The 21,184-nt window shown below is 64.1% G+C and carries 18 protein-coding genes, 1 tRNA gene and 2 rRNA genes; 12 read left to right on the plus strand and 9 right to left on the minus strand.

What is annotated here, in order from left to right:
• Nucleotides 1-43: 43 nt before the first annotated feature.
• The 5 genes from C8348_RS02175 to C8348_RS02195 are packed head-to-tail and all read right to left on the minus strand — an operon-like array spanning nucleotide 44 to nucleotide 5,325.
• A complete protein-coding gene (locus tag C8348_RS02175; RefSeq protein ID WP_106751615.1) occupies nucleotides 44-1,165 on the minus strand; it encodes an ABC transporter ATP-binding protein in 1,122 nt (373 codons plus the stop codon).
• 57 nt (nucleotides 1,166-1,222) lie between these two features.
• Complete coding sequence (locus tag C8348_RS02180) at nucleotides 1,223-2,431, minus strand: ABC transporter substrate-binding protein (RefSeq protein ID WP_106751616.1); 1,209 nt, start codon at nucleotides 2,429-2,431, stop codon at nucleotides 1,223-1,225.
• Nucleotides 2,432-2,454: 23 nt separating this feature from the next.
• Complete coding sequence (locus C8348_RS02185; RefSeq protein WP_106751617.1) at nucleotides 2,455-3,297, minus strand: carbohydrate ABC transporter permease; 843 nt, start codon at nucleotides 3,295-3,297, stop codon at nucleotides 2,455-2,457.
• On the minus strand, nucleotides 3,290-4,174 hold the full coding sequence (locus tag C8348_RS02190; protein WP_106751618.1) for a carbohydrate ABC transporter permease: 885 nt from the start codon (nucleotides 4,172-4,174) through the stop codon (nucleotides 3,290-3,292). The genes C8348_RS02185 and C8348_RS02190 overlap by 8 nt, the downstream gene beginning before the upstream one ends.
• A complete protein-coding gene (locus C8348_RS02195; RefSeq protein WP_106751619.1) occupies nucleotides 4,171-5,325 on the minus strand; it encodes a Gfo/Idh/MocA family protein in 1,155 nt (384 codons plus the stop codon). The genes C8348_RS02190 and C8348_RS02195 overlap by 4 nt, the downstream gene beginning before the upstream one ends.
• Before the next feature lie 234 nt (nucleotides 5,326-5,559).
• Here C8348_RS02195 and C8348_RS02200 point away from each other — a divergent pair, with 234 nt between their 5' ends.
• From C8348_RS02200 to C8348_RS02255, 12 genes are all read left to right on the plus strand, one after another.
• The gene (locus C8348_RS02200) at nucleotides 5,560-6,420 is read left to right on the plus strand and encodes a DeoR/GlpR family DNA-binding transcription regulator (protein ID WP_106751620.1); all 861 of its coding nucleotides are present in this window, start codon (nucleotides 5,560-5,562) and stop codon (nucleotides 6,418-6,420) included.
• Nucleotides 6,417-7,490 (plus strand): SIS domain-containing protein, encoded by a 1,074-nt coding sequence (locus C8348_RS02205; RefSeq protein WP_106751621.1) that lies wholly within the window; start codon nucleotides 6,417-6,419, stop codon nucleotides 7,488-7,490. Before C8348_RS02200 ends, C8348_RS02205 begins: the two co-directional genes overlap by 4 nt.
• The gene (locus tag C8348_RS02210; protein WP_106751622.1) at nucleotides 7,487-8,398 is read left to right on the plus strand and encodes an ROK family protein; all 912 of its coding nucleotides are present in this window, start codon (nucleotides 7,487-7,489) and stop codon (nucleotides 8,396-8,398) included. Before C8348_RS02205 ends, C8348_RS02210 begins: the two co-directional genes overlap by 4 nt.
• Nucleotides 8,399-8,423: 25 nt before the next feature.
• Nucleotides 8,424-9,671, plus strand: coding sequence for a class II D-tagatose-bisphosphate aldolase non-catalytic subunit (locus tag C8348_RS02215; protein ID WP_106751623.1), 1,248 nt, complete (start codon nucleotides 8,424-8,426; stop codon nucleotides 9,669-9,671).
• Nucleotides 9,668-10,765, plus strand: coding sequence for an N-acetylglucosamine-6-phosphate deacetylase (locus tag C8348_RS02220; RefSeq protein WP_106751624.1), 1,098 nt, complete (start codon nucleotides 9,668-9,670; stop codon nucleotides 10,763-10,765). Before C8348_RS02215 ends, C8348_RS02220 begins: the two co-directional genes overlap by 4 nt.
• A gap of 430 nt (nucleotides 10,766-11,195) precedes the next feature.
• Nucleotides 11,196-12,758: an ABC transporter substrate-binding protein gene (locus C8348_RS02225; protein ID WP_106751625.1), complete on the plus strand. Its 1,563-nt coding sequence runs from the start codon at nucleotides 11,196-11,198 to the stop codon at nucleotides 12,756-12,758.
• A gap of 102 nt (nucleotides 12,759-12,860) precedes the next feature.
• On the plus strand, nucleotides 12,861-13,847 hold the full coding sequence (locus tag C8348_RS02230; RefSeq protein WP_106751626.1) for an ABC transporter permease: 987 nt from the start codon (nucleotides 12,861-12,863) through the stop codon (nucleotides 13,845-13,847).
• 9 nt (nucleotides 13,848-13,856) lie between these two features.
• Entirely contained in the window at nucleotides 13,857-14,756 is a 900-nt protein-coding gene (locus C8348_RS02235) for an ABC transporter permease (RefSeq protein ID WP_106751627.1), read from the plus strand.
• Entirely contained in the window at nucleotides 14,756-16,618 is a 1,863-nt protein-coding gene (locus C8348_RS02240; RefSeq protein WP_106751628.1) for a dipeptide ABC transporter ATP-binding protein, read from the plus strand. The genes C8348_RS02235 and C8348_RS02240 overlap by 1 nt, the downstream gene beginning before the upstream one ends.
• Before the next feature lie 2 nt (nucleotides 16,619-16,620).
• The gene (locus C8348_RS02245) at nucleotides 16,621-17,814 is read left to right on the plus strand and encodes a M20 aminoacylase family protein (protein WP_106751629.1); all 1,194 of its coding nucleotides are present in this window, start codon (nucleotides 16,621-16,623) and stop codon (nucleotides 17,812-17,814) included.
• Between the two features lie 26 nt (nucleotides 17,815-17,840).
• Nucleotides 17,841-18,599 carry an SDR family NAD(P)-dependent oxidoreductase gene (locus C8348_RS02250; protein WP_106751630.1) on the plus strand — a complete coding sequence of 253 codons (759 nt, stop codon included), beginning with the start codon at nucleotides 17,841-17,843 and terminating at the stop codon, nucleotides 18,597-18,599.
• A 191-nt stretch (nucleotides 18,600-18,790) separates the two neighbouring features.
• Nucleotides 18,791-19,396, plus strand: a complete 606-nt coding sequence (locus C8348_RS02255) for a cupin domain-containing protein (RefSeq protein ID WP_106751631.1) — start codon at nucleotides 18,791-18,793, stop codon at nucleotides 19,394-19,396.
• 89 nt (nucleotides 19,397-19,485) lie between these two features.
• Here the strand turns inward: C8348_RS02255 and C8348_RS21865 are convergent, their stop codons facing one another.
• From C8348_RS21865 to C8348_RS02275, 4 genes are all read right to left on the minus strand, one after another.
• Nucleotides 19,486-20,115: a hypothetical protein gene (locus tag C8348_RS21865; RefSeq protein WP_157950352.1), complete on the minus strand. Its 630-nt coding sequence runs from the start codon at nucleotides 20,113-20,115 to the stop codon at nucleotides 19,486-19,488.
• Nucleotides 20,116-20,518: 403 nt separating this feature from the next.
• Nucleotides 20,519-20,595: transfer RNA gene (locus tag C8348_RS02265), tRNA-Met, on the minus strand.
• A 76-nt stretch (nucleotides 20,596-20,671) separates the two neighbouring features.
• Nucleotides 20,672-20,786, minus strand: a 5S ribosomal RNA gene (rrf, locus tag C8348_RS02270).
• 296 nt (nucleotides 20,787-21,082) lie between these two features.
• A 23S ribosomal RNA gene (locus tag C8348_RS02275) occupies nucleotides 21,083-21,184 on the minus strand; the annotation flags it as partial.

Genomic DNA, 21,184 nt, shown 5'->3' on the forward strand with positions numbered 1-21,184 from the left:
GGCGTTCAATCCTTCTCCAAGCCACGGCCATCGCGGCGTGACATCAGGCCAGCGCATGCGGTTTGTCGCGCGCGAGCGTGATGTCGAAACGGCGGACCAGAGCAGATCCGTCCGAACGGAAAACATGGCAGCAAGCCGGGTCAATGCCGATGTTGACCGGTTTGCCACGGGCGAGATCTGCCAACCCGCCAGCCACGAGATTGACCGAAATGCCACCTTCGGCATCGGCGTAGCAGATCGACACATTGCCGAGCCGCTCGATCACTTCAGGGACAACCTGGAGCCCCGGGACTTCCGAGGGGTGCAGGTCATCCGGGCGGATGCCAACGGTCAGCGCCTCTCCGGTAGCGACCACGCCGTCGACGGGAACGACCAGCTCCAGCCCGTTGAACAGGCGCAACTGCACACCGGCCTCCGTCACTCCGACGCCGGTTGCCGGCAGGAAGTTCATCTTCGGATTGCCGATGAAGCCGGCGACAAACTGGTTTGCCGGCTTGTGATAGAGTTCGAGCGGCGTGCCGACCTGCTCGATCACGCCTCCCTGCAGGACCACGATGCGATCCGCCATGGTCATGGCCTCGACCTGATCATGGGTGACATAGATCATCGTGTTGCCGAGCTGGGCATGCAGGCGGGAGAGTTCTAACCGCATTTCGGCGCGCAGGGCCGCGTCAAGATTGGACAGAGGTTCGTCAAACAGGAACAGGCGCGGCTCGCGCACAATGGCCCGGCCGATGGCGACGCGCTGGCGCTGACCGCCGGACAACTGGCCCGGACGATGCTCAAGCCGCGTGGTCAGCTGCAGCACCTCAGCCGCCTGACGGACTCGGCGATCAACTTCCGCCTGCGGTGCCTTGGCGACGCGCAGCGGGAAGGCAATGTTCTCATAGACGGTCATATGCGGATAGAGCGCATAGGACTGGAACACCATGGCAATTCCGCGCTCGACCGGCGCCAGATCATTCACCACCCGGCCATCAATCTCGATGGTACCGCCGCTGACGTCCTCGAGGCCGGCGATCATGCGCAGCAACGTGGACTTGCCGCAACCGGACGGCCCGACGAAGACGACGAACTCACCATTGGCAATATCGAGCGTTGCGCTCTTGATGACTTCGGCCGAGCCGAAGCGCTTCACAAGGGCGTTGAGTTTGAGCTGTCCCACACATTCCTCCCGTGATGGGACAGGAGGCAGAGCCTCCCGTCCCGGTCCGATTCCGGATCAGTTGTTGAGGTCGGCGAGTGCCTCGGCGGCCTTCTTGACAGCGTCCTTGGCGGCGACGTCACCCGTGACAACCGACTGGATTGCCTCGTTCATGGCGTCCTGCATGGCAATGTAGTCAACCATCAGTGGCTCCGGGCCACCGGTCGGGATGGCATCGATGAACACGGTCCAGGACGGATCCTTGGCGACGATGTCCTTCACGCCGGCGACGTTGCGGATCGGGGTCCAGCCACCGGCCACGTCGATCTCGAACTGGCGCTCGGGCGTGGTCAGATACTTGGCAAGATCCAGTGCAGCTTCCTCGACGCCCGTGCCCTTGAACACGACGATGCTGTCGGTGATGAGCAGGGTCGACTTCTTGCCGCTCGGGCCAGCCGGGATCATCTCCAGGCCATAGTTGACGTTCCCCGCCCGGGCGCGGCCCCAGCCACCGTTGGTGTACATGGCAATCGCGCCTTCAGCGAAGAGCGGCTCGAGCTTGGCGCGGTCATAGGCGACCGGGCCTGGCTGCGCATACTTGGCCAGCTCGCCGTAGAACTCGAGCGCCTCGACGTTTTCCTTGCTGTCGAAGGTGACCTTGCCTTCGGCATCGACGACGCTGCCGCCGTTGGAATAAAGCCAGTTCAGGAACTCGTGCATCGTGTTGTCGAACGAGGCCGCCGGAATGCCGAAGCCAGCAGCACCGGTCTTTTCCTTGATCGCCTTGGCGGCAGCGAGCACTTCCTCGAAAGTCTGCGGGCCCTTGTCGGTCGGCAGGCCGGCCTTGGCGAAGAGATCCTTGTTCCAGTACAGCGCCTTGGTGGAGAAGGCGCGCGGCAGGCCCCATTCCTTGCCGTCGAAGGAGACGGTGGCCAGAACCGACTGTTCATAGGAGGCCTTTTCCTCGTCTGACAGGCTGACCGGAACAATCATGTCGGCGGCGCCCAGCATGCGTACCGTGCGCGAGCCCATGTAGGCCAGAGCGGGCGCATTCCTGGCACCGGCGAGTGTGGTGGCGCGCTCCTGACACTGGCCCCAGGGCAGATATTCCTCGGCGACCCTGAAGGTCGGATTGGCCTTTTCCCATTCAGCAATGTGCTTGGCCTGGACCGGGGCGGTCGGATCATCCTTGCCGCCGCAATTAATGAAGGTAAGTGTGGTCTGCGCCTGGGCCGCGAAGGCGACGCCAGACAGGACGCCAGCCAGAAGAAGCGTCTTGAGTTGCATGTTTTCCTCCCGAGAAGTGACTGTTATTCCTTCACCGCGCCGGAAGTCAGCCCGGCCACGATGTGTCTTTGCAGGAACAGATAGACGAGGAGCACCGGCAGGATTCCTGTCAGGCTCGCGGCCATCAGCTCATTCCACAGCACGCGTTCGCGGCCGAAGAATTGGTAGAGCCCCATGGGCAGCGGGTTGTAGGCATCGACCGCGTTGAAGGTCAGGGCGAACAGGAACTGCTGCGCATAAGCGGCGATGAAGGTGGTGATGGCGACAACCATGATGCCCGGCAGGGACACCGGCAGGATCACGCGCCACAGGGTGTAGAGACGCCCGGCGCCATCGACATAAGCGGCTTCCTCCAGCTCGCGCGGGATGCGCAGGAAATAGCTGCGCATGAGGAAGATGCCGGTGGGCACGGAGAAGGCCGCACCCGGAATGATCATCGCCAGATAGGTGTTGAGCAACCCGGCCGAGAGCATCAGCTTGTAGAGCGGAATGATCAGCACGGCGGCGCCGATCATGTTGATGCCGAGGAAAGCGGCGAGGATGGCGTCGCGGCCAAAGAAGGTGAAGCGCGACACCGCATAGGCGGCCGGGATGATGCAGGCGAGTGCCAGCACCGTCACGGACACGGCGATGAAGAAGCTGTTGAAGATGTAGAGCGGCAGACCAGGTACGCTGCTCCACATCGCGGCATAGGCATCAAAGCTCATGTCGTCGGTGAAGAACCGATAGGGAATGCGGAAGATCAACTCCAGCGGCCTGAGGCTGACCATGAAGGCTTCCAGGAACGGCGCCAGCAGGAAGATCAGTGTCAGCAGGATGCCGGCGTAGATGAGGACCAGCTCGTACCAGCGGTAACGGTCAATCATGGGTGCCTCCCTTCCGCGTCAGGCGCAGCAGCAGGTAGACGTAGACGGAGGTGAAGGCCGACAGGAACAGGAGGATCAGCACCGCCCGCGCCGCGCCTTCGCCGTAGCGGAAGCGGCTGATCGCGGTCTTGTAGGTGTCGATGATCATCGTTGTGGTGGCCCCGCGCGGGCCGCCTTCGGTCAGGATCCAGATGATGTCGAAGCTGTTGAAGGTCCAGATCGCCGACAGCAGTGCCATGGTGGCGATCGACGGCAGGAGCAGCGGCAGCGTCACACGGCGGAACCTGTAGAGGCGGCTCGCGCCATCCACCCAGGCTGCCTCGTACAGTTCCTTCGAAATGCCCTGCATTGCGGCCAGGAAATAGAGCGAGACGAGGGGAACGCCGATCCAGACATCCGTGACGACGGTGGCGATGAAGGAACTGGTGCCATAGGCCATGAACTCGAAAGGTTCGCTGATCAGGCCGAAGCGCTGCAGCAGGCCGGAGATCATCCCGAACTGGCCGTTGTACATCCAGCTCCACATGAACACGCCGATGGCGATCGGCACGATCCAGGGCGGCATCACCAGGATGCGGAACAGCGCGCGGCCGGGAACGGCGGCGTTCAGCAGCACGGCCACGAGCAGGCCGAGCAGGATCTTCAGTGACACAGACAGCGACGCCCAGAGCAGCGTCCGGCCAATGATTTCTTCAAAGCCGCTGCGAAAGATCTTCGCGTAGTTGGCAAAGCCGACATAGGTGGTGACCGGCTTCATCGAAGCATCGGTGAAGGAGAGCCGGAATGTCTCCGCCAGCGGCCAGGCCACAATGGCAAGGGTCAGCGCCAGCGCCGGCAGCAGGAGAAGATAGGGGAAGAGATCACGCCGGCGGGTCATGCGGCCTTCCCTGCCAGCGCGGCGTCGAAGTCCTGCCAGAAGCCGGTGAGGTCGACGACGCGTCCCTCGCGCCGTGCCTCATCCATGGTGAGCGCGGTGACACCGGCCTCCAGCGCGTCGATGACGGACACCGGCAGGCTGGTCTCTTCCCCGCGCACATAGGCGAGGATGTCGCGCGCCATGGCGACATCGGCGCCATAGTGATGGGCATTGCCGCCGCTGCCAAGTTCGGCCAACTCGGTCAGCCGTTCGCCGCTTTCGGAAGCTGTCACGCGGAAGGAGTTGCGGATGAAGTCCCCTTCCGCCATGCCATCGCGCCCGACGACACAGAAGCGGCGGAACTCGTCCGGGACATTGAGGTTGGTGTGGAAGGCCATTGTCGCGCCATTGGCGTAAGACACGATGGCGGTCTGGTAGTCGACGAGATCACCGTCGCCGGAAAAGGCGTCGGTGGTGCCGTTCCAGCGTGGAGACATCACTTTGAGATAGGACGGGTCCGTCGCCGGGCGGTGGGCCGGCAGGAACTTCTTGCGACCACCGAAGCTGGCGATCTGCACCGGCCTTGCACCGACCACGCCCTGGTAGAGGTCGAGGTCATGGCAGCACTTCTCCAGCATGAAGCCACCGGACAGCGCCGAATCGCGCCGCCAGTCGCGCATGAAGAACGACCCGTGATACGGGGCGATGTGCTCCGACGCCTCGATCGACATGATCTCGCCGATCTGGCCATCCGCCTGAGCCTTGCGCAGGGCGCGGTAGAGCGGGGCATAGCGCAGCACAAGCCCGACCATCAGCCGGCGCGCACCATCGTGCTTCGCCATCAACCGGGCGATCTCGAGCGTTTCCGCCTTGCTGATCACCACCGGCTTTTCGACAAAGATGTGCTGGACGTCAGTCTCAAGCGCTTCGCGGATATGGCCGAGGTGGAGATGATTGGGCGAGCCGATCATGATCATGTCGAGTTCTTCGGCCGCATAGAGGCTCGGCGCGTCAGGGTAGGCCTTGGCCGACATGCCCAATGCCGTCAGCTTTTCAACACGGTCCGCGCTCGGATCCACATAGGCGACCACCTGAAAATCCGGCGCAACCGACACAAAGTCGGCCATCAGCTTCGCCAGACGCGCACCCAATCCGATTACAGCGACCTTCATTCCACCCTCGCAAAGCTGCAAAAAGCCCAGACACATCAAGAACCATCTTGATATTTGTGCAGGGCACAAGCCTCCCCCTGGAGAAAGTTGAGTCAAACCAACACAGATTTTAGGTATGCGCAACTAATTTTTTTGTTGCAGCTAAAATTTTTAGTTTCTATTTTAGCCAAGCAAAAATTCTTACCGCCTCTTTCGATCCCGATCGACAGTGAGCGAGTTCAACAGGCGGAGACCATGGCTGGACAGGTGCGGGACATTCTGGCGGAGATCGAGGCAAGCTATGCCAAGCTCACGCCCAAGCTGCGCGGGATAGCCGACTATGTCCGCTCCGAACCGGAATCGTTCATTCGCCTGACCTCCCGCGAGATCTGCGCTGCGCTTGGAACGAGCGAACCGACTCTGATCCGGTTCTGCAAGGACTTCGGGTACAGCGGACTGGCCGAGTTTCGGATCGATCTGGCCCTTGCCCTGGCGGGCGCCAGCGGCAGCGAGCCACGCTTCATCGAGCCCGTCCTGCAGGACCGCCGGACGATCAATCTGGAGAGCAAGCGCCGCATTGCACGGGCTGCCGCCCCATTGATTGCCGGCGACAAGGCGATCCTCATCGACAACGGCTCGACCGTGGAACTGCTCGCAGCCCTGCTGGACAAGGTGGATCCGCTGACGGTGATGACCACGGACCTGAACGTGGCCCAGACCCTGATGGGCCACGGTCGCCATGATGTGATGCTGACAGGCGGCCGGATCCGCCCCAATGCGAGATCCCTCACCGGGCGTCTGGTTGAATCCTCGCTGGCCGGCATGCGTTTCGACACCTTCATCATGGGCGCAACCAGCCTTGATCCAATCAACGGCCTCTCCACGTTCCGCGAGGATGAGGCGCACCAGACCCGAGCCATGTCACAGGCGGCCGAGCGCGTGATCGTGCTGGCCGACCGGTCGAAATTCATGAAGCCGAGCCTGCACCGGATCTGCACCTGGGAAGAGATTGACGTGCTTGTCACCGATCTCGACCCCGAGGATCCCGTCGCCACGACCATTGCGGACCTCGGGGTCCAGCTCGTCTTTGCCAAGGACAAGGAAGCCGCAGAATGACCGAACTCTCCCGATGGCACACCTGGCGCGAGATTCACGCACAGCCGGACATCTGGCGCGGCTTTGCCAATGAACTGGCCAGCCAGGCCCGCGAGATTGCCGGGTGGATCAACCGCCGCGGCGTTGACGAGGTCTGGCTGTGCGGTGCGGGAACCTCGGCCTTCATCGGCCAGATCCTCGCCGCCGAAATGACAAATGGCCCGCGCCTTGTTGCGGTGGCCACCACGGATTACGTGGCCGCGCCGACGACCATCCGCCCGACGGGCAAGCGCCTGCTGGTGGTGCAGTTCGGCCGCAGCGGCGACAGCTCGGAAACGGTCGGCATGCTGGACCTGATGGACCAGCTGTTGCCCGAGGCCGACCGGCTGCACATCACCTGCAACGCTGACAGTGCCCTGGCGACCCGGGCCGCTCCCGGGCCCGGCGAACAGCGCGTGCTGGTTCTGCCCGAGGCAACCCATGACCGCGCCTTCGCCATGACTTCCAGCTTCTCCACCATGCTGCTGTCGGCCGCCGCGATCCTGGGCCACGGGAGCGTTCCTGCACAGATTGCGACACTTGCAACGGAGCTGGAGAGCATTCTCGGCCGGGCGGCGAAACTGGATCAGCCCCGCCCTGAACGGGCAATCTTCCTCGGCTCCGGCGCGCTGACCGGTGCAGCCCGGGAATGCGCCCTGAAAATTCTGGAACTCACCGCCGGCCAGACCATGACGCAGTGGGACAGCACGCTCGGCTTCCGGCACGGTCCGAAGGCCGCGATCACGCCGGGCAGCGACATCTACGTGCTGCTGCACCCCGATCACCACACCGCGCGTTATGACGCCGACATCGCCGCCGAGATCCGCCGCCAGTTTCCTGACAACCGGGTGCTGACGATTGGTCCGGCCGGAGACATCAGCATCGCCGGAACAGGCGTCGCGGCTGTCGATGCCGTGCTCTATGTCGGCGTTGCGCAGGTTCTGGCGACCCGCTGGTCGGACAGCCTGGGTCTCAACGTCGACAACCCGTTTGCCGGTGGTGCGCTCAGCCGCGTCGTCTCCGGCGTGAAGCTTTACGCGCTCGCCCGATGATCTGCGGCGGCATCGACGTTGGCGGCACGAAGATGGAGGCGCAGCTCTTCGATGAAGGGATGCGCCTCGTCACAAGCCGCCGCAGCCCGACGCGGCACGAGGATTTCGACGCCTTCATCGCGGGCCTTGCCGAGGAAGCGCGCTGGCTCATCGCCCAGTCCGGCCGCGCCGACCTGCCGATCGGTATCGGCCTGCCCGGCATCGTCGACCCGGTGAGCGGGGCCTCGACTGCCTCGAACATCCCGACCTCGGGCCGCGACATTGCCGCCGCGCTGCAGGCAAGCGTTGGCCGGAGCTTCGTCTATGGCAACGACTGCGTGTCCTTCGCGCTGTCGGAGGCCAATGGCGGTGCCGGCGAGGGATTCCGCTGCGTGGTCGGGCTGATCATCGGCACCGGCGTCGGCGCGGGGATTTCCATTGATGGCGGCACGCCACCACGGCACAACCAGCTGGCCGTCGAGATCGGGCATGTCGGCGTTCCCGCACGCACGCTCCGCCGGCACGGCCTGCCGGAGTGGCGTTGCGGCTGCGGCCGGAGCGCCTGTTTCGAGCCCTACATGTCGGGCAAGGGGATTGCGAACCTTGCCCGCTGGAAACTGGGGGAAGAGGTGAGCGCGGCGGAGATTGCCGCTCATCCGCGCGGCGACGAGGTGCTGGACATCTGGGCCGACGTGACGGCGGAGGCGCTGGACACGCTGCAGCTGCTGTTCGACCCGGACTGCATCACCTTCGGCGGCGGTGTCTCCCGCCTGCCCGACCTCACTGCGCGGCTGGAGCAGGCACTGCTGCGGCTGCGCCTCGGCACCAGCCGGCCCCCTGCCCTGCGCATCGCCCAACATGGCGACAGCTCGGGCGGACGCGGCATGGCGCTCATCGCTCTTCGCGCGGCCTCAAGCACATCAGCCTGAACGCCCGCCAGCATAGGACTGACAAATGGACAAACTGACGAGTTTCCTGCGCGCAAACCGCGCGGGATCGGGGAAGGCCATGCCTTCCGTCTGCTCCGCGCATGAGGATGTGCTGATGGCATCGCTGATGCTGGCGCAAGACCGGCGGCAGACGGTCCTGATCGAAGCGACCAGCAACCAGGTGAACCAGTTTGGCGGCTACACGGGGATGACGCCGCAGGACTTCGCCCGTTATGTCGGACAGATTGCGGCGGCTGCAGGATCCGACATGGATCTGGTCATCCTCGGCGGCGATCATCTGGGCCCGCAAGCCTGGCGGTCAGAACCGGCCGACGTGGCGATGGGCCATGCGGCGGTGATGATGCGCGACTATGTAGGCGCCGGGTTCCGCAAGATCCATCTCGACTGTTCGGAGGGCTGCGCCGGCGAGCCGGCACAGGTCGGCGACGAGCTGGCGGCAACACGCGCCGCTGCGCTTGCCAAGGTGTGCGAGGAGACCTCGCCGGGCGAAGTGCTATACGTCATCGGCACCGAAGTGCCACCTCCGGGCGGCGCCCGCGCCGACGAGCACGGCATCACGCCGACCTCGCCGGAACGGGCGAGGGCAACGCTGGAAGCTCACCGGCAAGCCTTTGCCGCACTGGGTCTGGACGCAGCCTTTGCCCGCGTGCGCGGGCTGGTCGTGCAGCCCGGACTGGAGTTCGGCCCCGCACATATCGACCATTTCGACCGGATGCAGCCTGACCTCCTGAGTGCGGCGCTGGACGGCTATCCGGACCTCTGCTTCGAGGCGCATTCGACCGACTACCAGCGCAAAGACGTCTATCCGGATCTCGCCCGCCGTCACTTCGGCATTCTGAAGGTGGGCCCGGCACTGACCTTTGCCTGGCGCGAGGCACTGTACGGCCTGTCGCATGTCGACAGCTGGCTGCATGGGACACCGCATATCAGCGCGACAATGGAACGGCTGATGCTGGCAAACCCGAAGCCATGGAAAGGGCATTACCCGGATGACCGGGCGCTGCGCCACTTCGGCTATGCCGACCGCATCCGCTACTACTGGAACGAACCGGACGCGCAGTCGGAACTCAAGGACTTGCATGAGCGACTGGCAAACGCGGCAATTCCGGAACCGCTGCTGCGGGCCTACATCCCGCACTCCGTCGCCACGACTGCAGAAAATCTGGCGCGGCGCGGCATTCCGCTCTCCCGAGCCATTTTGATCTCGAGCGTGCAGCTCGCCCTTGAGCCCTACATGGGAGAGGCAGCATGACGCGGCTGATTGCGCCGGAACTTCTGTACCGGAATGGCGATCTGGTAGGCGGACAGGTGGTCGAGGTGACTGATGGCACAGTGACCGCCGTGCGGCCCCGCCGCAGCGATGACGCGCGCCCGGATGCCGAGCCTTATCTGCTGCTGCCTGCCCTGACCGACCTGCAGGTGAATGGCGGTGGCGGCGTGATGCTGAATTCCGAACCGACGCCGGAGGGCATGGCTGCGATCATCGCCGCGCACCGCGGCCTCGGCACGGGCTGGATCCTGCCGACGGTGATCACCGACGCGCCCGAGGTGCTGGCCCGCGCCGTCAATGCGGCGCTGGAGATGAAGGGCACGCCGGGCTTTCTCGGCCTGCACATCGAGGGCCCGCACATCGCCCCGGCCCGGCGCGGCACGCACAAGGAAGCCTTCATCCGGCCGCTGGACGAAACGACGATCCACCACTGCGAGCGGCTGCGGGCGGCTAGTATTCCCGTCTTGCTGACACTGGCACCGGAGCGCACGGCCCCCGAGACCATCACCCGGCTCGCCGACCTCGGTGTCATCGTCTCGGCCGGCCACACGGAAGCGGACGCCACAACAACGGACAGGGCGCTGGCGGCGGGGCTTTCCGCCTTCACGCATCTCTTCAATGCCATGCCGCCGATGACCTCCCGCGCGCCGGGGATCGTGGCGGCAGCGATCCGCTCGAATGCCCATGTCGGGCTCATCGCCGACGGCATCCATGTCGACTGGCGCATGGCTCAGATCGCCTGCGCCGCCCGGCCGGGGAAGAACCTGACCTTCCTCGTCTCCGACGCCATGGCGACCGTAGGCGGGCCTGACCATTTCACCATCTACGGCCAGGACATCTTCGTCCGCGACGGAGCGCTGGTGAATGCGGAGGGCTCGCTGGCCGGCGCCCATATCGACATGGTGACGAGCCTTGCCAACGCGCATCACCACATCGGCCTGCCGCTGGCAGAGGCGATTGCCATGGCCACCGACGTACCGCGCGCGGCGATGAACTTGCCGCCGCTCGGCATCGCAACTGGCCTGCCGGCGGGCGACATGATCGCGCTTGGACCTGATCTGCGCCTGATCGCCTGATCAGAGGATGCCAGCGCAAGGCTTGCACCAAAGCCGGGGATTTACATCCCGACTCCAAACATGATTCCGCAGCACATCCGGCTGCCGGCACCGAGTGTATCGGCCTCTCACGTCAGGAGGCCGATGCACTCGGCTCTATTTTGGTCAGGCGTGCTCCACTGCCGCCGGGCATAGCAGGGCAGTACCCTTGGCTGACCGGACACCGTCAAAAACTGCACGTTCAGTCAAGTTTCAGCTTATTCAAGTTACTTGAATTTCATTTCAAGCCTCTTTACCGTGCGTGACGTACCTGCTGCAGCGCTCGCTCGGCAGGTGCTGGGGGAGGGTCACGGACATGGCGCGCCATCGCTTACTCACGCGCGTTGCGGCCCGCATTCCCTCATCGGAGGGGAAGTGATTTCGTGCGTCAAAAAGCGGAGGGAGCCACATCATGAAGACGACAAGGCGACAATTTCTTGCAGGTACGGCGGCCGTCGGCGTCGCGGGAGCCATCGGGGTGCCCAGCCTGTTCTCGCAGGCCTTTGCACAGGCCTCCAATACGCTGATCTTTGCGGCCGCCGGTACAGTGACCGGGTCCTGGGATCCAAGCTCGCACACCGTCGCGCCGCAGATCACGGCGGAAGGCTTCCTGTTCGGCCGCCTGACGCACTGCCCGATGACGCCAGAAAACCCGGGCGAGATCCTGCCCGATCTCGCGGTGTCGTGGAGCCAGATCGACGAGTTCACACTCGAATACAAGCTGCGCGAAGGCGTTACCTTCCATGACGGCAAACCGTTCACGGCCCGGGATGTCAAGGCGACCTATGAGTATGCCTCAGACCCGAGCCGCCCGGCTTCGGCCTGGTATCCGGGACGCGTTGACGTCGAGGTCGTCGATGACCTCACTGTACGGCTGTCCACCAAGGCTCATGGCTATCCTGCCCTGAACTTCTGGTATGTCTCCTCGTTCCTGCCAATCCTTTGTGCAGACGATGTCGCCAATCCAGACACACTGAAGCAGCGCCCGAACGGCACCGGACCGTTCAAGTATGTCAGCACCACCGGTGACCAGATCGCTTTCCAGGCTTTCGACGGCTATCATGGAGGAAAGCCGGCGATCGAGAACCTGATCTGGGCCTATGTGCCGGACGCCAACACCCGTGTGCTCGGCCTCATGAACGGACAGTACCACCTGACCGAGCGCCTCGAGCCCGAGCAGTATGTCTCGCTGTCAAAGGAAGCCGGCATCAAGACCGACCGCTCGCTGTCCAGCGAAAACAAGTACCTGCACTTCCGCTGCAACAAGCCGCCGTTCGACGATGTGCGCGTGCGCCTCGCCGCCTTCCACTCGATCGACCGCGATCAGGTTCTCGCCATTGTCGGCGAGGCAGGCCAGGCGTCCAACTGCCACCTGTCGCCGGTGAAGTTCGGCTTCACTGATGTCGAGGGCTACCCGGAATACAACCCGGAGAAGGCGCAGGCGCTGCTGGCCGAGGCCGGCTACCCGAACGGCCAGGGCCTGCCGGAAATCGAATACATCACCTCGGTCGGCTTCTATCCGAAGACGCGCGAATACGGCGAGCTCATCTCGGCGATGCTGCAGGAGCAGGGTTTCCCAGTGAAGCTCACCACGCTGGAACCTGCCGCCTGGGAAGAGCAGCTCTATCGCCGCGCCGACGGCCAGGGCCCCGGCCACATCGTCGACGTCGGCTGGATCACCGGTTCGCCAGAGCCGGACCTGGTGTTGCGCCCGAACTACCACTCGCAGTTCGCGCTCATCAACGGCATCAACGATCCGGAGATCGACGCCTCGCTCGACAAGGAGCGCAATGCGCCGAACACCGAAGAACGGCTGAAGATCCTGCAAACCGAGACGCTGCCGCTGATCGCTGCGAAGGCACCGAGTATCTCCCTGTTCTCGAGCGTGTTCCTTCGCGCCATGAGCAACAAGGTCGACGGCGTCACGTTCCTGCCAAACGGGCCGATCGACCTGCGCAAGGCGACCATCTCCTAAGCCTGCCTCTCTCCAGACAGCGGACTGCCGGCCGGATCATCCGGCCGGCAGCACACCCCGTCGTGTCCGTTTCAGGCCCCGGCCCTGCCAGGAATCCCGTCTATGGCATTTGCTATCGAGTTCTTCATCAGGCGCCTGAGCCAGGGACTGCTGATCGTCCTGCTCGTTGCCTTCGTCATCTTCACGCTGCTGCGCATCGCGCCGGGTGACCCGATCCGCATCATCCTGGGGCCGATGGCGACGGCGACGGCCATGGAAGAGACAGCACGCGAACTTGGCCTGCGTGACCCCATTCCCGTCCAGTTCGGCCGCTTCATCGTGCAGGTCGCCAGCGGTGACTTCGGCCATTCCTTCATTCGCGGCAAGCAGGGCGGGGCGAGCGGCGGCTCTCAGGACGGTGCGCCGGACCTGTCGCAGCGCGCCTCGGTGATGGACCTCATCCTCACCGCCTTGCCCTACACGCTGATCCTTGCCAGCCTCGGCCTGATCTTCGCCTTCCTGATCGCCATCCCGATCGGGCTCGCCGCCGGCCTCAATGCCGGACGATGGCAACAGAAGCTCGGACTTTACATCTCGTCCTTCTTCGTCTCGCTGCCCAACATCTGGGTCGGCGTGGTGCTGATCTACCTGCTGTCGGCGAAATCCGGGCTGCTTCCGGCCATCGGCTATCGCGGCATCGCCTATGCGATCATCCCGGCCATCGTCATGGCCATCGAGATGTCGCCGATCCTGATCCGCGCCATCGCCGTGTCGATCGCCGCGAACGTGCAGGAAGGCTATTTCAACGTCGGCCAGGTGCGCGGCATCCCGCGCAGCAAGATGATTTACCGGCACGTGGTCCGCAACGCAGCCGTGCCGCTCCTCAATGTCTTCAGCGCGCAGATGATCGGCATGCTGCTCGGCGGCCTGTTCGTGGTCGAATACATCTTCTCGTTCCCGGGCATCGGGCTGCTGACCATCAACGCCGTGTTCCAGCGGGATTTCCCGATCATCCAGGCGGTTGCCATCCTCGCCAGCGCCGTCCTGGTGCTGATCAACATCCTCGTCGATTTCGCCTCGACGACGATCGACCGCCGCCTGAAGTTCTGAGGACCCCGGATGACTGACATCCCTCTCTCTGCCCGGCCCCGCAGCCGTTCGGTCGCCCACCGCATCCTTGCCGGCGCCTGGGCGACGACCGAGATGAAGGTGGCCTTCTTCATCTTCGCAGCCCTCGCCGTGCTGACCGTGGTCGCCCCGTTCGTCATCGACGCATCGGCCACGAAGATCACGGTGGCCGACCGCTTCCTGCCGCCGATCTTCATGGAGGGCGGGCGCTATCCCTATCTGCTCGGCACCGACCAGCTCGGCCGCGACCTGCTGCTGCGCTCGCTGATCGGCCTGCGCAACGCCTTCGCCATCGGCATCGTCTCGGTGGTCATCATGTTCGTGATCGGCTGCGCCATCGGCATCTACTCCGGCTATCGCGGCGGCTGGGTCGATGTCGTGCTGATGCGCATCACCGACGTGCAGATGTCGATCCCGGTGGTCATCCTCGCCATCACCATCCTCGGCATGTCGCGGCCAAACGCCTTCACGGTGATTGCCGTTCTGGTGCTTGCCAGCTGGCCTGCCTACGCCCGCGTCGCGCGCTCGGTCACGCTCGCCGAGCGTCAGAAGGAGTATGTGCGCGCGGCGAAGATCCTCGGCGCATCGGACCTGCGGATCATGGCGCTACACATTGCTCCGTCGATCCTGCCATCGATTGCCTTCGTCGCCGTGCTCGACATCGCGCGGATGATGATCTTCGAGGCGATCTTCGGCTTCATCGGCATCGGCATCCAGCCGCCGACGCCGACCTTCGGCACGATCATCTCGGCCGGCACCCAGTATCTCCTCAACGCCTGGTGGATCACCATCGTGCCGGGCTTCCTGCTCGCCCTCGCGCTCACCAGCCTCAACCTGATGGGCGGCGTGCTCGAGCGCTCGCGCAACCTCGTGCTCCAGGGACAACTGTGATGGCGACCGAACCAATCATGCGGGTGGAGAGCCTGTCGGTCGTGCTCGACAGCGCAGCCGGATCCCGCCCGATCCTCTCCGATGTCAGCTTCGACGTGGCGCCGCGCTCCGTGCTTGGCATCATCGGCGAAAGCGGTTCAGGCAAGACGGTGCTCTCGAACGCGCTGATCAACTGGATCCACAAGCCGCTGCGGCTGACCTCCGGCCGCGTCCTCTATCAGGGCCGCGACCTTCTCGCCCTGCCGGAACAGGCGATGGCGAACCTGCGCGGTCGCGAGATCGCCTATATCGGCGCGAACCCGACCATCGCCCTCGATCCGACCATTCCGGTCGGTCACCAGATCGTCGAGAAACTCAAGGAAGTCGAGCCCGGCATCTCCGAGGCGGATGCCCGCAAGCGCGTCGTCGACACGCTCGACGCGGTGCGCATCCCCTCGGCCGTTCGCCGGTTCGACGAGTACCCGTTCCAGTTCTCCGGCGGCATGATGCAGCGGGCGATGATCGTCGACGCGCTGGTGTCCAATCCGAAGCTCCTGATCGCCGACAACATCACCCAGCCGCTGGACGTGACGGTGGCGGCGCAGATCATCCGGCTGCTGCGCGACCTGCAGAGTGCCTTCGAGACGTCGATCGTCTTCATCTCCTCGTCGCTCGGCGTCGTCACCGACACGGCCGACGATGTCATCGTCATCAATGCCGGCCGCATCGTCGAACGGCAGCCGGCAGCACGGATTACCGCCGCGCCGGAGCATGCCTACACCCGCGACCTCATCGCCAAGGTGCCCCGGCTGTGGGCTGAGGCCGAAACCCCGGAACCGAGCCCGGGCAGCGACATCGTGCTGGAAGTGCGCGACGTCGAGCGCACCTACGTCGTGCGCGACCGTGCCCGGCTCTTCGGCGAGAACCAAGTGCGCGCCGTGCGCGGCGTCAGCTTCGATGTGCGGCGCGGCGAGAGCTTCGGCCTGATCGGGGAATCGGGCTGCGGCAAGTCCACCCTGTCCCGGCTGCTGTCCTCCATCGAGCAGCCGGACAAGGGCTCGATCAAGGTCGAGGGCCGCGACATTGCCGGGCTGAAGGGCACGCCGCTGCTGGCGATGCGGCGGCGGTTCCAGTTGCTGTTGCAGGACCCCTACAACGCCATCCCTGCCCATGCCTCGATCGGCCGCACAATTGAGGAGCCCTTGCGCATCCACGGGCTGGCGCGCGGCGCAGCGCTGAAACAGCGCGTGCGCGACGTGATGACCGAAGTGGGACTGTCACCGGATCTCTATGACAACCTGCCGGTTGGCCTTTCGGCCGGCCAGCGCCAGCGCATCAACATTGCCCGCGCCCTGATCCTCGAACCGAGCCTGATGATCCTCGACGAGACGCTGTCGGCGCTCGACCAGGTGGAGCAGGCGCGGCTTCTCGCCCTGTTCGAGGCGCTGCAGAAGCGCCACGGCATCACCTATCTCTACATCTCGCATGATCTTGCCATGGTGCGGCGCGTCTGTGCCCGCATCGGCGTGATGTATCTCGGCCGCATTGTCGAGCTTGCCGACAATCACACGATCTTCGAGACCCCCGCCCATCCCTATACCCGCACGTTGCTGAGCTCCGTCCTGACGGTCGAGCCCAAGCCTTTCCTGCCGGAGACCTATCTGATGGAAGGCGAGCCGCCGGATCCGATCCATATCCCGGACGGCTGCACGTTCCGGACGCGGTGCCCGTTCGCCTCCGCCCGCTGTGCCACCGAGGAGCCGCATCTTGTTGCCACTGCCGAGGGCAACGGGGCGGCCTGCCATCTCGAGCCCGGCCACCTGCCGCCGCCCTCCCTGCCGCCCGCGCCTGCCGGGCGCGCCGCCGCCTGCCTCGAGACGTGACCATGACCCGAGAAACCCCGGATCCGACCCGCTTCCTCACCGAACGTCTCCCGATCTACCGGGACTGGCGCCAGCATCTGCACCGTCACCCGGAGACGGCCTTCGCCGAGCATGAGACCGCCGCCTTCGTAGGCGGACGGTTGCGGGACATGGGGCTCGAGGTGGCCGAGGGCCTGGCGGGCACCGGCCTTGTCGCCACGCTTCGGGGCACAGGGCCGGGCCGCAAGATCGGCCTGCGCGCCGACATGGACGCGCTGCCGATCCCCGAGACGGGCACCGTGCCCTGGCGGTCGCTCCGACCCGGGGTCTCGCATGCCTGCGGCCATGATGGCCACATGACAATGCTGCTGGCCGCCGCCGACTATCTGAGCCGCCAGACAGATTTGGCCGGTACCATCCATTTCGTGTTCCAGCCGGCGGAGGAGGCCGCGGGCGGCGGGCAGAAGATGGTCGAGGAGGGCCTCTTTGACCGCTATCCGATGGACAGCATCTTCGGGCTGCACAACTGGCCGGGCCTGCCGCTGGGCCAGGTCGCCGTCCGGCCGGGTGCCATGATGGCGGCGATGGACCTGTTTTCCTTCCGGATCCGGGCGCGGGGCGTGCATGCGGCCATGCCGCATCTCGGCACGGATTCCATCGTCGCGGCCGGCGCGCTGGCCGGAAGCCTGCAGAACATCGTCTCGCGCGCCATCGACCCGCACCATCCGCTCGTGCTGTCGCTGACCCAGATCCATGGCGGCCAGTCGCTCAATGCCTTGCCCGACCAGGTCGACCTGCAGGGAACGCTGCGCTACTTCGACGACACGGCCGGCGCCATCGCCCACCGGCGCATGCGCGAGATCGCCGAGGGCATCGCCCGCAGCCACGACGTGGCCATCGATCTCGACATCAAGCCGGCCTATCCGGTGACCCTGAACGAGACGACGGCCACGGCTGCGATGGTCAGGGCCGCCCGGCGGCTACCCGGTGGACTGGACATTGTCGAGCAGTTCACCCCGAGCACGGCGTCGGAAGACTTCGCCTTCATGCTGCAGGCCCGGCCCGGCGCCTATGCCTGGATCGGCAACGGCCGCGACACGGCGCTGCACAATCCCGACTTCGACTTCAACGACGACCTGATCCCGATCGGCGCACGCTACTGGATCGAGGTCGCCGGCGAGGCACTGGATGCCCCTGGCACCGGCGCACGCAACTGACCCAACCCGGTTCAAGGAGACAGGACATGAGACTTTCCGGTAAACGCGCCCTCCTCATCGGTGCAGCAACCGGCATCGGCCGGGCCACGGCCATCGAGTTCGCCCGCAATGGCGCAAGCCAGGTGATCGCCGACATCAACAAAGAAGAGGCAGAAGCCTGCGCCGCGCTGTGCCGCACGGCCGGCGGCGCGGCCATCGCGCTCCAGTGCGACGTCCGCGACGAGGCCTCGGTGCGGTCCGTCGTCGAGACGGCCGAAGCGACCCTCGGCGGGCTCGACACGCTGGTCTATCTGGCCGGCCTGCAGCGCACCGGACTGATCGAACAGTTCGATGCGGAAACCTGGGACGCGATCTTCGACGTCAACGCCCGCGGCACGTTCTTTGCCGCCAAATATGCAGGTCCGGCGATCGCACGGGCGGGAGGTGGCGCCATCATAACCACGTCGTCGCTGGCGGGTCTGCGTGGTGCTGCCGGAATGGCATCCTATGCTGCGGCCAAGGGCGCGGTGATCGCCTTCACCGTGGCCCTTGCCCAGGAGTTGGCCCCGCAGAACATCCGCGTCAATTCGGTGCTGCCAGGCTGGATCGATACGCCGTTCAACGCGCCCGCCATCGACCTGATGGGCGGTGTCGAGGCCCATGCCGAGATCGTGCGCCGCGTCGTGCCGCTCGGCCGGCAGGGCACGCCGGAAGATGTTGCACCGATCTATGTCTTCCTCGCTTCGGAGGAGGCGCGCTACATCACGGCAAAGTCGATGATGGTCGATGGCGGCATGGCGCACTGAAAGACGTATTGACGGGGAACAAGCCGGGGGAAAGTGGCGCCTGCCTCGCGTAGGGGCAGTTGCATCACCAAGCGCATCTGCGCTTATATCGCCGCATGGAGCGACATCATGGGAACCACGAGCGGGTCGCTGAGCGGTTTGGAACAGGCGCAACGGAGCGCCAGACAGTTTCTCCGCAAGGGGACAAGGGCATGACACGAAGCAAGGCTGCTTCAACGGTTGATCTCGGCGATGCACGCCGCAACCTTGGCATCAAGCTGAAGCTGGCACGCCAGACAAAGGGCTTTACTCTCAAGGAGCTGGCAGAACGAGGCGACTGTTCGGAAAGTCTTCTGTCGAAGATCGAGAACGGCAAGGTGATGCCGTCGTTGCCACTGGTTCACCGGCTCGTGCACGCGCTCGAAACCAACATCTCCTGGCTGTTCGAAGAACAAGGGCCGCAGGACAATGTGGTGTTCCGCAAGGGCGAGCGCCCGTTCATCTCGCTGGAAAAGAGCAACGGACGCACCAGCGGCGTCATGCTCGAACGCATCATTCCCTACAAGGAGGGTCACCTCCTGCAATGCAACATCCACCATCTTGAAGTGGGCGGGCGCTCGGGCGGGTCGATCACGCATGAAGGCGAGGAAGTCGGCTATGTGATCGCGGGCCAGGTTGCGCTCGATCTCAACGACCAGACCTATGCGCTCGAGGCTGGCGACGGCTTTTGCTTCCGGTCCAACATCCCGCATTCCTATCGCAACATCGGCAGTGAACCGGCAAGCATCCTGTGGGTCTGCACGCCGCCGACCTTCTAGAGTCAGCATCGGTCCTAGATTGAAGCCGATGGGGGCATTCGCCACCGTGTGTCTGGCTGGGTTGGTCCGGTCGGCTTGAGGGGTCGTTTCTATACACTCCCCCGTTCTCGCCACGCGTATGTTGTGATTTTGCCCAGCACGTCCTGCTCACTGAGTTCCTCGGCCTTGTCCGTGCCACAGACGCACTGGTTGACGCCTTGGCTGTCGACGGTCACGGCCTTTTCCGTGCGGGTAAACAGCTCGTTGAAGCGATCGACATTGGCGTCGGGCAGGCCGGAAGTGGCGGCGAGGTGGATTGAGAAGCCAGCGAAGCCACGTCGCGGCGCGGCGCGGATCGCAGCGACAGCAAATCGTCGCTGGCCAACCAGCTTGCGATCGATGACAATTGCGCCATGACCAATGTTCTTTTCATATGCGGCAAGGCACGCAAACGCAGCCCGACCGCCGCAGCTATCGCGGCCGCGGAATTCGGACTGCCAACAGACTTTGCCGGCCTTAGTACCGACGCCGACGAAAGGCTCACTGCCGAGCATTTGGCCTGGGCCGACGTGATTGTTGTGATGGAGAAGCGGCAGTTGGTGCGCCTGAAACGGCAGGCCGGCGGGTCTCTCAAGGCTCGGAAGCTCGTTTGTCTTGATATACCGGACAGTTTCGAGTTCATGCAACCCGAGCTTGTTGACCTTCTGAAAAGACGGCTTCCGCAGGTCATCAGAAAGCAAAGCTGATCGCAGAAACACCCGACATGAGGTGTCTCGAGCCTGTCGGTACGAAAGGCAACAGGTCACATGCTGCTTACTCGCTTTCAAAAACGCAAAATCAGCTTGCGCTACCAATGTACGACAGCAGCTTCTGCATCATGATGGAACGCGTCCAGACAGGCGTGCGCCTAGAAGAGAAACTTGGGAAGGTTCTGAAGACGCTCGCCGAATATCGCTACATGAGCTAGGGCGACCTCCTTGAATGGGTCGTGATGCACGCCTTCGAGGGCCAGGGTTCCTTCCCGACGGGTACGCCGGGCTCCTGCCTCGGACAATTCAATCCTGCGACGCGGCGTCTATGTTCTTTTTTTGTTCTTTTGCCGATGCAATTTAGATCGGTGTGATGGTGATTTTTTGTGAGTTTTGGTTGCGGGGGCAGGATTTGAACCTGCGACCTTCAGGTTATGAGCCTGACGAGCTACCGGGCTGCTCCACCCCGCGTTGAGGTGTATTGCGGTATTGTCCGCGGAGCTTTGTTTCTTGATGTGTTGGAGATTTGTTTGTTTGCACTTTGCAGGCCTGGCGGCGACCTACTCTCCCGCGTCTTGAGACGAAGTACCATTGGCGCTGGGGGGTTTCACGGCCGAGTTCGGGAAGGGATCGGGTGGGGGCCCCCCGCTGGGGCCACCAGGCCGGCGAAGTGCAGACATTGAGGAACTGGTCTTGTTTCAGCGTTTTTGCTGACGATGATTTGTGCGTTATCGGCGGTGCGAGGCACGTGTCGAACCGAAGGTTCGCAAGGCCAAGGGCCGCCGGCCGTTAGGCCGCCCTCGCGGAGGGCTACGCCCCTGAGCGGCGAAGGATTACGAAGCTATGCTTCGCAAGGCCGAGTGCCGCCGCGGTTGATGCCGCGCGTGGTTCGCAGGACAGCGCGCGAGCGCGACCGTCCGTGAGAACATTTATATGGAATGGACATTGATTAATGAGAGTGATCAAGCCGAACGAGCTATTAGTAAGGCTCAGCTTCACACGTTGCCGTGCTTCCACATGCCTCCTATCGACGTGGTGGTCTTCCACGGCTCTTCAGGGA

The organism is Pannonibacter carbonis (assembly GCF_003012935.1).
Lineage (GTDB): Bacteria > Pseudomonadota > Alphaproteobacteria > Rhizobiales > Stappiaceae > Pannonibacter > Pannonibacter carbonis.

Bases quoted from the DNA above. Each gene is read 5' to 3' on its own strand.
- C8348_RS02190 (WP_106751618.1), bottom strand. From the start codon at position 4,174: ATGACCCGCCGGCGTGATCTCTTCCCCTATCTTCTCCTGCTGCCGGCG.
- C8348_RS02230 (WP_106751626.1), top strand. From the start codon at position 12,861: ATGGCATTTGCTATCGAGTTCTTCATCAGGCGCCTGAGCCAGGGACTG.
- C8348_RS02180 (WP_106751616.1), bottom strand. From the start codon at position 2,431: ATGCAACTCAAGACGCTTCTTCTGGCTGGCGTCCTGTCTGGCGTCGCC.
- C8348_RS02205 (WP_106751621.1), top strand. From the start codon at position 6,417: ATGACCGAACTCTCCCGATGGCACACCTGGCGCGAGATTCACGCACAG.
- C8348_RS02210 (WP_106751622.1), top strand. From the start codon at position 7,487: ATGATCTGCGGCGGCATCGACGTTGGCGGCACGAAGATGGAGGCGCAG.
- C8348_RS02225 (WP_106751625.1), top strand. From the start codon at position 11,196: ATGAAGACGACAAGGCGACAATTTCTTGCAGGTACGGCGGCCGTCGGC.
- C8348_RS02220 (WP_106751624.1), top strand. From the start codon at position 9,668: ATGACGCGGCTGATTGCGCCGGAACTTCTGTACCGGAATGGCGATCTG.
- C8348_RS02185 (WP_106751617.1), bottom strand. From the start codon at position 3,297: ATGATTGACCGTTACCGCTGGTACGAGCTGGTCCTCATCTACGCCGGC.
- C8348_RS02255 (WP_106751631.1), top strand. From the start codon at position 18,791: ATGACACGAAGCAAGGCTGCTTCAACGGTTGATCTCGGCGATGCACGC.
- C8348_RS02235 (WP_106751627.1), top strand. From the start codon at position 13,857: ATGACTGACATCCCTCTCTCTGCCCGGCCCCGCAGCCGTTCGGTCGCC.
- C8348_RS02215 (WP_106751623.1), top strand. From the start codon at position 8,424: ATGGACAAACTGACGAGTTTCCTGCGCGCAAACCGCGCGGGATCGGGG.
- C8348_RS02250 (WP_106751630.1), top strand. From the start codon at position 17,841: ATGAGACTTTCCGGTAAACGCGCCCTCCTCATCGGTGCAGCAACCGGC.
- C8348_RS02240 (WP_106751628.1), top strand. From the start codon at position 14,756: ATGGCGACCGAACCAATCATGCGGGTGGAGAGCCTGTCGGTCGTGCTC.
- C8348_RS02245 (WP_106751629.1), top strand. From the start codon at position 16,621: ATGACCCGAGAAACCCCGGATCCGACCCGCTTCCTCACCGAACGTCTC.
- C8348_RS02195 (WP_106751619.1), bottom strand. From the start codon at position 5,325: ATGAAGGTCGCTGTAATCGGATTGGGTGCGCGTCTGGCGAAGCTGATG.
- C8348_RS02200 (WP_106751620.1), top strand. From the start codon at position 5,560: ATGGCTGGACAGGTGCGGGACATTCTGGCGGAGATCGAGGCAAGCTAT.